The organism is Methanothrix sp. (genome assembly GCF_030055635.1).
GTDB lineage: Archaea > Halobacteriota > Methanosarcinia > Methanotrichales > Methanotrichaceae > Methanothrix_B.
Genome location: NZ_JASFYM010000012.1, coordinates 1 through 12546, shown reverse-complemented (window position 1 = coordinate 12546; position 12546 = coordinate 1). Strand labels below are relative to the sequence as shown.

At 56.2% G+C, this 12546-nt stretch carries 10 protein-coding genes; 6 read left to right on the top strand and 4 right to left on the bottom strand.

Annotation, left to right across the window (positions count from 1 at the left end):
• The first annotated feature begins 215 nt into the window (after positions 1-215).
• Positions 216-455: a FeoA family protein gene (locus tag QFX31_RS06020; RefSeq protein WP_348531214.1), complete on the top strand. Its 240-nt coding sequence runs from the start codon at positions 216-218 to the stop codon at positions 453-455.
• Between the two features lie 136 nt (positions 456-591).
• On the opposite strand, the gene QFX31_RS06015 is transcribed toward QFX31_RS06020, so the two are convergent.
• From QFX31_RS06015 to QFX31_RS06000, 4 genes are all read right to left on the bottom strand, one after another.
• Positions 592-1239: an adenylate kinase gene (locus QFX31_RS06015; RefSeq protein WP_297759797.1), complete on the bottom strand. Its 648-nt coding sequence runs from the start codon at positions 1237-1239 to the stop codon at positions 592-594.
• Between the two features lie 430 nt (positions 1240-1669).
• The gene (locus QFX31_RS06010; protein ID WP_348531213.1) at positions 1670-2545 is read right to left on the bottom strand and encodes a prephenate dehydrogenase/arogenate dehydrogenase family protein; all 876 of its coding nucleotides are present in this window, start codon (positions 2543-2545) and stop codon (positions 1670-1672) included.
• A 113-nt stretch (positions 2546-2658) separates the two neighbouring features.
• Positions 2659-3459 carry a shikimate dehydrogenase gene (aroE, locus tag QFX31_RS06005; RefSeq protein ID WP_348531212.1) on the bottom strand — a complete coding sequence of 267 codons (801 nt, stop codon included), beginning with the start codon at positions 3457-3459 and terminating at the stop codon, positions 2659-2661.
• Positions 3456-4649 (bottom strand): TIGR00297 family protein, encoded by a 1194-nt coding sequence (locus tag QFX31_RS06000; RefSeq protein ID WP_348531211.1) that lies wholly within the window; start codon positions 4647-4649, stop codon positions 3456-3458. Before QFX31_RS06000 ends, aroE begins: the two co-directional genes overlap by 4 nt.
• A gap of 110 nt (positions 4650-4759) precedes the next feature.
• Between QFX31_RS06000 and QFX31_RS05995 the strand changes: the two genes are divergently transcribed.
• From QFX31_RS05995 to pheT, 5 genes are all read left to right on the top strand, one after another.
• Positions 4760-5362, top strand: a complete 603-nt coding sequence (locus QFX31_RS05995) for an undecaprenyl diphosphate synthase family protein (protein WP_348531210.1) — start codon at positions 4760-4762, stop codon at positions 5360-5362.
• 346 nt (positions 5363-5708) lie between these two features.
• Positions 5709-8372: an oligosaccharyl transferase, archaeosortase A system-associated gene (locus QFX31_RS05990; RefSeq protein WP_348531209.1), complete on the top strand. Its 2664-nt coding sequence runs from the start codon at positions 5709-5711 to the stop codon at positions 8370-8372.
• Complete coding sequence (locus QFX31_RS05985; protein WP_348531208.1) at positions 8369-9070, top strand: creatininase family protein; 702 nt, start codon at positions 8369-8371, stop codon at positions 9068-9070. The genes QFX31_RS05990 and QFX31_RS05985 overlap by 4 nt, the downstream gene beginning before the upstream one ends.
• Positions 9071-9194: 124 nt before the next feature.
• Entirely contained in the window at positions 9195-10676 is a 1482-nt protein-coding gene (locus QFX31_RS05980) for a phenylalanine--tRNA ligase subunit alpha (protein WP_348531207.1), read from the top strand.
• A 1-nt stretch (position 10677) separates the two neighbouring features.
• Positions 10678-12300 carry a phenylalanine--tRNA ligase subunit beta gene (gene pheT / locus QFX31_RS05975; protein ID WP_348531206.1) on the top strand — a complete coding sequence of 541 codons (1623 nt, stop codon included), beginning with the start codon at positions 10678-10680 and terminating at the stop codon, positions 12298-12300.
• Positions 12301-12546: the final 246 nt, after the last annotated feature.

Sequence of the window (12546 nt, the reverse complement as noted above, 5' to 3'; positions counted from 1 at the left end):
TGAGCGCTCGCGCGCTGCGGAATCTGCGATGCTCTGAGGCTTATGCGTCATCAATCCGCATCGTTCAGCGCATGCTATTTCTGCATGTTCTGCGCTGAGTGCTGGGTACGCAGCGCACGCGTGATCCGCTGGCATCTCTCTATATCATGCAATGAAACGCATGCCTCAGACCGGTAGGTTTATAGAACATGCGATGGAGCTTCGCGGGGGTTTCGATGATAGAGCTCACAAAGGCACCTTGCAATTCGCTGCTCGAGGTCAAATCGTTCACAGGACTGGGCGGCTGGCAGAAGCGTCTGGAGGCCATAGGGATCAGGAAGGGGATCAGGCTGAAGAAGATCGCATGCCAGCCGTTTGGTGGACCGGTTGTTGTGGATGTCAACGGAACGAAGATCTCCCTGGGCCGCGGAATCGCATCTAAGATACAGGTCGAGCTCGCTCAGCATGTGAAATGAAAGGTGTTTGCAGCACAATCTTTCGGGCGGAGAATGCCGGCAGCCCTGATCCGCTGAGCATGCGAGCCACCGAAGAGCTCTCCGAAGCTGAGCCCCATAACTGCGAAAAATACAGAAGGCAGGTTGACCTGCCTGATCACTTGAACTTGCTCAATACCTTCGAGATCTCGTCGAAGATCTGGTTGATCTCGCCTGCGCCGTTGATGTTTGCGATCAGGCCCGCCTTTGTGTAGTAGTCGATCAGCGGCTGGGTCTGCTGCTTGTATACCTTGAGCCTGTTGAGTATTGCCTCCTCCTTGTCATCGTCCCTGTGGTAGAGCTCCCCTCCGCAGGCATCGCACTTTCCTGGAACCTTCGGCGGGTTGAAGAGTATGTGGTAGCTTCTCCCGCACTTGCACATCCGTCTTCCGCTGAGCCTTCTCACCAGCTCCTCATCAGGAACATCTATGTTGAGAACGACATCTATCTTCTGTTTCAGCTCAGGCAGTATCTTGTCCAGCGCCTCAGCCTGGGGGATGGTTCTCGGATAGCCATCCAGCATGTAGCCACCAGCCACATCCGGCTTGGAGAGGCGATCCCTGATTATGCCGATCAGTATCGAGTCAGGCACAAGCTGGCCTGCATCCATGTACTTCTTCGCCTCTTTCCCCAGCTCAGTTCCGTTCCTCACGTGCTCCCTGAGTATGTCCCCTGTTGATATGTGCTTCACATTGAACTTCTCAGCGATCATCTTGGCCTGGGTCCCCTTCCCAGATCCTGGTGGGCCGAGCAGAACTATATTCATATCAAGCCTCCTTTACCGCAAGCTCCAGGCGATCTGAATTGCTTGCTCGTCTGGGTTAAAGCCCTCGTTGTTAAAAAACCTTTCGTGATCGGTAAATAAAGTGGAAGGTCTGGGGTGCAAGAGCTGATCTCAGACAGGTTGTGGAGCTGCACAAGAACATGCTCAATACATTGAGGCAAATCGCATTCTTAGCAGAGCGTCTGATGAGTGACCGATCTGGATGATAGCGATATCGTTTGGTCAGCAATTCAGGGACCCTCACGATATCGGGCATATGGTACGAAAATGGTCATTGAATGCAGACCATTTTTTATCCACATGTGTGACACTGTGTCATGAGCGTTTTTCTGCGCAATTACACAGACAGATACAGACTGCATTACTGGCCGCAGGGATATTGTCTTCTCGCTCGGAATGCACTGGCCAGAGATCACTCCCGCTCCTGAGCGCGCTGGTTTATTATCCTGTCGGAGCGCTGGAGCGCGCTGTGGGTGTCGCCGAAGTGCTCCGCCGCCTCTCTCATCGCTCTTTTGAAGGCTTCCACATCACCAGTCTCGATCGAGTCCGAGAGCCTAATGCACTCCTCTATGAACGCTCTCCTTACATCTTCCGCAAATGGATTCATCTGAATTGATGCGTAAAGCTCCGGATTCTGGTCGAGGATTCTCCCCACAAAGTCGAGCATCACCTCATACACAGGGCTCATGAACCTTCTCGACTTTGAGACGTCGAATCTAAGGGAGCGAAGGGTCGAGCCTATCGCAATGTACGCGAAATGCGTCAGCGCCTGGACCACAGCCATCATCCTGTCGTGCTCCTCAGGCGTGAGGACCTCGACCCTGGCGCCGTCCCTCTCCAGGATCTCTCTCACAAGAGATGACCATCTCCCCCATCGCCCCCCGACCGGTGTGAGTATCACAGTCTGCCCCCTTATCGAGGGCATCGTCGGCCCGAACATCGGATGCGCCCCGAGGACCTCCACATCTGGAGGGGACGACTCGACCATCGCCCTCACAGGCTCGACCTTGAGAGAGGTCAGATCCATGAGCAGCGATCCGCTCTTCATCGCTGGCCCGATCCTCCTCGCCACCTCAGGCGTTCTCTCTATCGGCACGCTCAGCACCACGATATCGCTCTCCCCCACCTCGCTCATGAGATCATGCGCGTATCTCACCCCGAGAGCATCTGCAACGTGGAACTTTCCGCTCGGCCCCCAGATGCACACATCGAATCCATGATCCCTGAAGTACCTGGCAAACCATGAGCCGGTCTCCCCCGTCCCGCCAACTATCAGCATCCTGCCCATTTCTCATCCCCTGCCGTTATATGATCGTGAAGGCTTCAGTCGTCCCGCCTGAGCGCACAGCATGCATAACCATATCCGGCATGCAGACCGGAGTTTCTCCCTGCTACGCTCCATCAAACTCTGAGCGCGGCTCTGACCGCGGCCTCCATAACATCTACCGGAGCCTCGCGCCCTGTCCAGATCCTGAGGGCTTCTGCACCCTGGTACACGAGCATCATGACCCCATCGATCGCCTTCGCCCCGGCCATCCTCGCATCCCTGAGAAGCTCCGTATCCCTGCTGTAGATTACATCGAAGACGACCTGCTCCGATCTCAGGATGCGCCCATCAAATAGCCTGGGATCGCCCTCATGCATCCCTACAGATGTTGCATTTATCACTACATCGGAGCCTCTGACAAGATCCTCGATCTCCCCGAAGGGGCGGAACTCCAGGCCGAGATCCCTGGCGAGTGCCATCCCCCGCTGAGGAGTCCTGTTTGTCACAACGATCCCTGCGCCATCTCTGGACAGCTGGTATGCGATGGCTCTTGCAGCGCCTCCTGCGCCAATCAGAAGGACCTCAGCATCTTTGACGTTCACGCCATAGTGTTTCAGGGCGAGTGACGCGCCGACCCCATCGGTGTTGTGCCCCCTGATCCCTCCGCGGAATGAGACCGTGTTCACAGCGCCGATCGCCACAGCGGTCTCGTCCGGCTCGACCACAGCCATCGCGCTCTCCTTCAATGGTATCGTCAGGTTCAGTCCACCAAAGCCCATCGCATCAGCTCCCAGGATCGCGTCCCTCAGCCTGTTTATCCCAACCCTGAACGCATGGTAGCTCGCCTGAAGACCCATAGCACGGAAGGCAGCGTTATGCATCACAGGCGAGAGGCTGTGCTCTACCGGATCCCCGAGAACAGCATAGACCTTCAAATCAGCACCCCCATCAGAGCTCCTGTAACACCACCGAAGAGCGTTGCGACGAGGTTGACGCCGTTGTTTGTGAGCAAACCTCTTCTCTGAAATATCGCGCCCATCAGGCTGTCGAAGTTAGAGCCGAGAAAACCGCTCGTGAGGGCGATCAGGAAACCATCCAGGCCCGTCATGCCTGCTGCAACAGCGACCGCTCCTATGGCCCCAGCGCCGGCCAGAGATGCCATCTCCCCGAGAGGTGTCACACCTCCGTCGACGCCGGGATCCACGGGCTTCATAGTCGTAATCATCCTGGGCTTGGACCTGCTGGTCTCACCTATCTCGCTGGCCAGCGTGTCCCCATTCGCAGTGGCCACAGCGCCGAGGAAGGCATAGAAAAATATATCGTTGCTGTATATCCCATAGCACAGCGCGGCCACAAGAGGTACCAAGCTGTTGCTGTACACGTTCTTGTATCCCCGGACGCCGCACTTCTCCTGGGCGATCCCCAGGCTGTGCTTGTATGAGTATCCGTAGCGAGTGAACGCCCCGCCTAGCAGGTAGAAGCACAGGAGGAGGAGAAACCACTTCAGTCCGGCGAAGAGAACCACCAGTATGCATATTATGACCTCGCTGAGCACGGCATCAACATCTGCAGCCTTCGCCCAGTAAGCTCCAACTCCGAGAAGAACGGCGAATATGTATATCATGAGGATCCTGCTGAGCTCTGGAAGCGGGTATTCGAAGCTGAACAGCCACATGACCATACACACGCCAAATGGAACCGTGAAATCCATCTCTCTGGAGACATGCTGCAGGAATGCGCCGCTCAGCCCTCCGAGGATGGTCAGAAACAGTATCCTCTCCTGCAGGAGATCCGGAGCCGAGAGGTATGCAGCAGGATAGCCGATCGCCACAGTGGCCATTATGTATATGAAGCTGCCAGAAAGCTGTTGAAACCTCTTTGATACTATGTGGGCCACGGTCGGCGGTATGAACGCTATCGCAACAACATACATCGGAAGATCGAGGTGTGTGAGGGTCAGCACCTCTCTGAGGACCAGAAGCAGCATGAGTGATGAGCTCAGCATTCTGGTGGGCTTGTGGATGAGGTATAAGATCGCAAGGAAGAGTGTTGTGAAGACGCCTGTTACTGGAAGCAGAAACGCCAGCGCACCCATCGCGAGCCTCAAGGCGTCCTCTCTCTGCATGGCCAACCAGTCGCCATCCAACCAAAAATACTTTGCCTTCAAGAGCTGACCGGGTAACAGGGCAGCTTTACTTCATGGAGCGTATCGATCGGTGCTCCGGAGAGGTTCATTTGATACACAAACTGTACGAGAAGCTCCTCGAAAGAGATGTCCTGAGCCATCCAAGGCCACGATGTGTGGCATTTGTGGTATCATCGTTCGACGGTACCAATCTGGAGAAGTTCGGGGATCTGATCGAGTGGAGCGCATCGCTCGGCATAGAGAGCCTGCTGATACACATAGGACATTACTCCGGTGAGCTCGCGCCCTCTCTCGAGTCCATACTCAAAGAGACCCCCGCGGACGTGAGCATCATCAACACCGACAGATCTATAGCGACTGGAAGGGGCGGGATCAGCGTCACGGTCTCCCTGGGCTACGGGGGGAAGAAGGAGGTCACAGAGGCGATAAGATCTGTTCTCAGAGATGTTGCAGCAGGGCTGATAGAGCCGGAGGAGATAGAGAGGGAGACCATAGAGCGTTACCTGAGGTTCAAGCAGAAGCCGGACCTGGTGATAAGGGCTGGCGGCAGAAGGCTCAGCGACTTCATGATCTGGCAGGCCGCCTACTCAGAGCTTTACTTCACAGATGTCGACTGGGCATCCCTGAGGCGACTGGACTTCCTGCGCGCTATAAGGGCTTTCCAGAGAAGGGAGAGGAGGTTCGGAAGGTGAGCCGGAAAGCCGCCCCGGAAAGGGCAGCCCGTGAGAGGGTGCCGAGCCGCTCATGGATTACCCGAATTAGCTCCATCAGGCATCAGAATTAGTTTGTACCCGTACCACAGGGATCAAAACCATCTTGGCATCGCAGGATTGCGGATTCCAGGCTATTCAGCGACCCGCACCCAAGTCATCATAACACATCCGACCTCCTGGGATTCATCAGCATTGTGCCAGTGCATGCTACAGCCCTGGTCATGGCTGAGAGCAGACCCAGAAACCCATATCGATCGTGTTCAGCCTCAAAACGTTTATCTCCTTGAAATATGCTCTCCATCGCTAAAACAGGAGACCCATGGATATGAAGAAGGACACGGATAGCAAAACGCAGAGCAGAAAGCGCCTGCCCGAAATATACTGGTATGCGGGGCTTGGCATGCTGTTTCTGCTCTCCATCTACCTGAGAGCTGTAGTTCCATTCAGGAATGTGTTCATCGGAGATGCAGTCAGGTTCAGCAGTGAGAGCGACGCATGGTATCACATGATGCTTGCCAAGACGACTTTCCTGCACTGGCAGCGTCCCTGGTTCGATCCTCTCACGAACTTTCCGAACGGGACGCCGCTCCACTTCGGGCCGTTCCTGAGCTGGGGCGTTGCCCTGCTCTCGAAGATCGTCGGGCTCGGCGGCTCGGATCTCCACACAGTTGACGTGGTCGGGGCGTTCTGGCCAGTGATAATGGGCTCGCTCCTGATACTTCCGGTGTACCACATCGGAAAGGAGCTCGGCGGGAGGGGCTGCGGGATAACAGCAGCAGCTCTCACCGTGGTGCTTCCGGGCCAGCTCTTCTCCAGAACCGTTCTCGGTTTCACCGATCACCACTCCTCTGAGATCCTGCTGAGCACGCTATCGATGCTGCTCTTTATCCTTGCATTCAGAAGCGGTCGATCTCTGAGCTTCAGCACGCTCCGGGACATCAACGCGGTTAAGCGTCCTCTCGTTCTAACGGTGCTCGCGGGTATCGCCCTCGGTCTGTATGTCGATGCGTGGTCCATGGGAATCCTGTTCGAGGGCATACTCCTGATCGCGATAACCCTACAGAGCGTGGTCGAACACTACCGCGGAAGGAGCGGGGAGTATCTGGGAATCACAGGGGCGATAGGCCTCTTCTTCGCCTTTCTCATGGTTGTACCGTTTGCGCACTCCTACAACAGGTTCAGCATAATCCAGTACTCGCTCTTCCAGCCGTCGATGCTGCTCCTTGGCTCGATATTCTGTCTGGAGCTGGCTGTGGCATCACGCGAGGTCTCGAGGCGCGGGCTCTCCTGGGCGCTATATCCGGGATCTGTTGCTGGTGTGGTTTTGCTCGACCTCCTTATAGTGGTCCTGGCAGTGCCTGAGCTCTTCAGCGCGGTCGTTTACGGTCTCAAGACATACATGCTTCCACGGACAGGTGGAGCTGCAACGGTCGCAGAGCTCTCGCCAATATACATGGACCTCGGGCGGGGGGTCACGGGGATAGACGAGAACTTCCCTGGATTGATCCGCATACTATCTCCGTTCTACATTGCGATCATCGGTCTATGCATGCTGGTTTACAGATACCTGAGGGACTCAAGGGCTCCGTACCTCCTGGTCATAGTATGGAGCGCGGTAACGCTGATCATCACGCTGGCTGCAAACCGCTCCGCATACTACTACGCGGTCAACGTCGCCCTGCTATGCGGTTATCTTGCGTCCCTGGCCTACGCACGTGCGGGACTCTCGGACATAGAGGATGTTCTAGCAAGATCTCCATCGAACCTGACCAGAGAGGTGCGACCGGAGCGGCTGGCCTCAGCGGCTGCGGTGATACTCATAGTGATAATACTGGCATACCCGAGCGTTCTCAGCTCACATGCGATAGCAAGGTACTCGGTGGGTCCGAATCAGGACTGGGTCAGCTCCATCGAGTGGCTGCGCAACAACACTCCATATCCAGGGCTTGATATCTATGATGTCTATGAACGGCCTCCAGAGGGGCAGTACTTCCAGTATCCTGAGACAGCATACGGAGTTATGTCCTGGTGGGACTACGGTCATCTCATAGAGACCATAGGCCACAGGTATCCGAACGCCAACCCGTTCCAGGAGGGAATTGGAAGCAAGAGCAAGGGAACACCTGGATCCTCTCCGTTCTTCCTGGCGGAGAGCGAGGGTGAGGCTGAGGATGTTCTCACGCGTCTGAACGAGAGCAGGCCACCCTACATGAACGCGCGGTACATAATGACTGATGTGGAGATGGCAGTCACGAAGTTCCATGCGATAGCCGCATGGAGCAGCATACCTCTCACAAGATACACAGGAGCTGTCTACCAGCCGCAGGCCGACAGCCTCGTCCCGATCCAGGTATGGATGCCGGAGTACTTCAGGACCATGGTGGCAAGGCTCCACTTCTTCGATGGAAGCGAGGTCGAGCCGCAGGATCCGGTGGCGATAGCGTACACAAGGGTCACGATGCCTGACGGCACACCACTGACGGTCATAACAAAATCCCCGCTCATACCCAAGAGCGAGAAGGAGCTGGAGAGCTTCATAAACGAGAGCCTGAACGAGGGGTACAACGTCAGCGTTGTGAGCAGGAGCTTCGCGAGATCGCCTGTGCACGTAGAGGCGCTGCAGCACTACAGGCTCGTCCATGAATCAACAACACAGGTCACAACCGAAGGAAACAGGTACGTCAAGACATTCGAGCATGTCCCTGGCGCGGTGATAAAGGGAAGGGCATCTCCTGGATCGAAGGTCGTGATAGAGGTCCCGATCATGACGAACCAGAAGAGGCTCTTCATATACAGACAGTCGAATGTCACAGATTCAAATGGAGAGTTTGTCCTGGTGGTTCCGTACTCGACTGAGGGTCCGGTGGTCTGGGGCACGAACTTCGACACCAGGCCGATAGGCGCATACAGGCTCACGGTAAACGGCGCCAGCAGAGAGGTGCGTGTGTCGGAGAAGGATGTGCTGAGCGGAGGGGTCGTTGAGGTATGATCCTCGGGGAGATGAGCTGGCCTGAGATTGAGAAGGGGCTGATGAAGACAAGGACCGTGATACTGCCTGTGGGGGCTGTCGAGGAGCACGGCCCGCATCTCCCGGTGACCACAGACACGCTCCAGGTGCTGGAGGTGGCTTACGAGGTCGCAAGGCGTCGCGAGGTCTTCGTTGCGCCTCCGGTGCACTACGGCATATGCAGGAGCACAAGGGGCTTCCCGGGAACGGTGAGCGTTGGATTCGACGCCCTCAGGGATTACGTCTACGACATTCTGCTCGGGTTTTACGAGAGCAACTTCAGGTATGTTATGGTCCTGTCAGGGCATGCTGGAGGCCAGCACATGGCATCCCTCAAAGAGGCGTGCCAGAGCGCTGTGAACAACACAGACCTCAGAGTCAGCCTGCTGACCGACTTTGATCTCATCAGGTGCGATACTCCAGGGGATGGCCACGCTGGAGATATCGAGACTTCAAGGATGCTGCTCCACAGACCTGATCTTGTCAGAGGATTCCCACCAGCCAGCCACCCAAAGCGCCCCAGATACCTGATCCTGAGATCTGTGAGGGAGTTCATGGGCGATGGGATCATGGGTGATCCGAGCAGGGCGAGCGCACAAAAGGGATCGATGTACTTCGAGATGGCTGTGCAGGGGGTTCTGGAGGCGCTGGACGAGCTGGAGGGGTGCTCACCTGAGTGAAACGCTTCAGGAGCTGTCTGCAGCTGTTCTCTGTTCGAGTTATGATTTTTGTGTGGACATGTATTTTCCGCATACCTGAGGTTAAATAATGTTCCATGGACAGAAAGGCCGGTGGGATGGAACAATGGCATCGGAGAGAGATTTGAGGATTCTTGAAGCCATATCAGATGGATGCTCAAGCCCGCAGGAGATCGCTGATCGTCTTCGCGTAAAGACAGAGGCTGTTCTGTCAGCAGCGGAATCTCTTGCAGAGAGCGGGCTCATCAGTGTGGACAAGAGGGTTATAGAGCGTTTCTCGCTTACTGAGGAGGGGAGACGGTACGCGCGTGAGGGTCTCCCTGAGAGAAGGCTCATCGAGATGATAGGTGAGGGAAAACCGGTATCCGAGCTCCAGGATCCTGCGCTGAAGATCGCCATAGGATGGGCCAGAAAGAAGGGCTGGGTCCGGATCGATAAGGGCGTTCTCAGACCTCTCGGCAGACCTGCTGAGGGGGAGGACGAGATTGCCCTAAGAATGCTTCTTGATGGCGAGAAGAGCAGATCTGAGATCGGCAGCGCCATTGATCTCCTCATCAAAAGAGATCTCGTGACCCCAATCAGGAGCAAGTCCTGGAGTTATGAGATAACTGATGAGGGGATGAGGATTCTATCTCAGAGCAGGGATCGTTTCACCCAAACAGCTGGATACAGGACGGGCGTCACTCTGGTGAGGGAGATCTCCCAGCTCACCCCTGAGATCATAAAGAGCGGTGAATGGAGAGATGCGAGATTCAGGCCCTACAACGTCAGGGTGCCCGGGGATACGATCTATCCCGGAAAGATCCATCCGTACAGGCGTCTGATGGATCGGATGAGGAGAATCATGCTCGAGATGGGGTTCACGGAGATAAAGGGCGAGATAATACAGTCGAGCTTCTGGAACTTCGATGCGCTCTTCCAGCCGCAGGACCATCCTGCCAGGGAGATGCAGGATACGTTCTATCTGGATAGCAAGGCCGAGATCCCAGATTACAGAAGCGTGAAGGAGATGCACGAGCGCGGCGGCGGAATAGGATCCACAGGATGGGGTGGCGTGTGGGATCCGGAGATCGCCAGGCAGGAGGTCCTCAGGACGCACACGACCGCGATAACCATAAAGTATCTGGCAGACAACCCGGAGCCCCCTGTCAAGGCCTTCTGCATAGATCGCGTTTACAGGCGTGAGGCAATCGATGCGACTCACACCCCTGAGTTCGAGCAGCTCGAGGGAGTGGTGATGGATAAAGGCGTAACGTTCAGCAATCTTCTCGGGATACTGAAGGAGTTTTACTCGAAGATGGGATTCGAGGAGGTCAGGTTCAGGCCCGGCTACTTCCCGTACACAGAGCCGAGCGTCGAGCCCGAGGTCTGGATAGACGGCCTTGGCTGGGTTGAGCTCGGAGGCGCAGGCGTGTTCAGGCGCGAGGTGACCGCGCCGTTCGGAATAGAGCATCCGGTGCTCGCATGGGGTCTTGGCGTGAGCAGGCTGGCGATGCTGCGTCTGGGCCTGAAGGACCTGAGGCTTCTCTACCAGCCGGACATCGGATGGCTGCGGGACACTCCTGTGTCTGTCTTCAGAGGTGTCTGAGATGCCTGTCGTGCGTCTGTACTACGAGGATCTGGAGCAGATGGTCGGGGCCTCCAGGGAGCTGATACTTGAAAGGCTGCCGATGATGGGCGCGGATGTGGGTAAGAGCCTGGAAGCGGATTACATCGACGTGGAGTTCTTCCCCGACAGGCCGGATCTCTACAGCGCTGAGGGTGTAGCCAGGGCGCTGCAGGGTTTCCTGAATATAAAGACAGGACTTCCTGAGTACGAGGTCCACAGGGGATCTGTGGAGATGTACGTGGACGAATCTGTGAAGAGCGTGCGCCCGGTTATTGGCTGTGCGGTCGTCAGGGGTCTCAGGTTCACGGATCCGTTCATAGAGTCGCTCATGAGCCTGCAGGAGGACCTCCACTGGGGTCTCGGCAGGAACAGGAGGAAGGTCGCGATAGGAGTTCACGATATCTCCAGGGTGAGACCTCCATTCAGGTACATAGCAGAGGATCCCGACAGGAGAACCTTCGTGCCGCTCGATTTCGATGAGAGCATGAGCATGAGGGAGATACTTGTGCGCCACCCGAAGGGTGTGGCATATCGCCATATTCTGGATGGATTCGAGAGATTCCCTCTGATCGTTGATGCTGATGATAATGTTCTATCATTCCCGCCGGTGATAAACGGGGAGCTGACCAGGGTCAGGGAGGATACAACAGATCTCTTCATAGACGTGACAGGCACGGATCCTGTTGTTCACAGGGCTCTCAACATAGTGGTCACAGCCCTGGCGGAGCGCGGCGGCAGGATCGAGGGCGTGAGGATGATCTCCCCTGAGAAGGAATGGATCAGCCCGGATCTCTCCCCTGCACGCTGGACTGTGACCGCATCGGAGGCGAACAGCCTGATAGGCTTCAACCTCTCCGCGGAGGAGCTCGCAGAGTGCCTCAGACGCATGAGGTTCGGTGCACATCCTTTGGATAGCAGCAGGGTTGAGGTGCTGGTTCCGGCGTACCGCGCGGACATAATGCACACATGGGACATCATCGAGGACGCGGCCAAGAGCTACGGCTATGAGAACCTGAAGGCCGAGATGCCGGCGACGCTGACGATCGGCAGACCCCATCCAATGGAGGAGCTCAGGGATGTGGTTCGGGATCTGATGGTCGGTCTCGGCTATCTGGAGGTGATGCCGTTCACGCTGACAAATGAAAAGGTTCACTTCGAGATGATGCGCAGGAGGAGCGTCGACGGATGCACACACGTCATGCATCCGATAAGCGAGCTGCACACCATAATAAGGACCGATATACTTCCAGGGCTGATGGAGATACTCTCGATCAACCAGCACCACGCGCTGCCACAGAGACTGTTCGCCGTCGGGGACGTGGTCATCGGTGGAAGGACAAGGTGCCATCTGAGCGCGGTCTCGATACACAGCGGAGCGGGGTTCGCGGAGATCAGCTCCGTGGTTTCCGCGATTATGAGAGAGCTGAGGATCAGCGCGGAGATCGTCGAATCGAGCGATGGCGCGTTCATACCCGGCAGGGGTGCGGATCTGATGCTTGATGGGGCGAGAATCGGATGCTTTGGCGAGATACATCCAGAGGTGATATCCGCCTTCGGCCTAGAGCATCCGGTGGTCGGGATGGAGCTGGAGATATCTCCTTAAGTGTGAATCCGATGCTAACGAGAGACTTGCTGCGATCCGTATGCTGGGGAGCTAACCGATTACAAAACCCGAATGCTGCGGTTCGTAGAAACGTTTATATACTACTATGTGATACGTTCGAGGGCCAAGATGTGGCGAAGAGATCGCGGAGATAGGCGCGGGTGCAGACGGGCCGTGGAGGCTTGGATGAGTGCACTGGTTCCGCTCTGCGGTACATTTTGTTGGGGTGGAGACGGGAGTTTGATC

What these genes read in the sequence shown, in the direction of transcription:
- QFX31_RS06020 (WP_348531214.1), top strand. Translation starts at nt 216, where the DNA reads ATGATAGAGCTCACAAAGGCACCTTGCAATTCGCTGCTCGAGGTCAAA.
- QFX31_RS06015 (WP_297759797.1), bottom strand. Translation starts at nt 1,239, where the DNA reads ATGAATATAGTTCTGCTCGGCCCACCAGGATCTGGGAAGGGGACCCAG.
- QFX31_RS06010 (WP_348531213.1), bottom strand. Translation starts at nt 2,545, where the DNA reads ATGGGCAGGATGCTGATAGTTGGCGGGACGGGGGAGACCGGCTCATGG.
- QFX31_RS06000 (WP_348531211.1), bottom strand. Translation starts at nt 4,649, where the DNA reads ATGCAGAGAGAGGACGCCTTGAGGCTCGCGATGGGTGCGCTGGCGTTT.
- QFX31_RS05990 (WP_348531209.1), top strand. Translation starts at nt 5,709, where the DNA reads ATGAAGAAGGACACGGATAGCAAAACGCAGAGCAGAAAGCGCCTGCCC.
- QFX31_RS05985 (WP_348531208.1), top strand. Translation starts at nt 8,369, where the DNA reads ATGATCCTCGGGGAGATGAGCTGGCCTGAGATTGAGAAGGGGCTGATG.
- QFX31_RS05980 (WP_348531207.1), top strand. Translation starts at nt 9,195, where the DNA reads ATGGCATCGGAGAGAGATTTGAGGATTCTTGAAGCCATATCAGATGGA.
- pheT (WP_348531206.1), top strand. Translation starts at nt 10,678, where the DNA reads ATGCCTGTCGTGCGTCTGTACTACGAGGATCTGGAGCAGATGGTCGGG.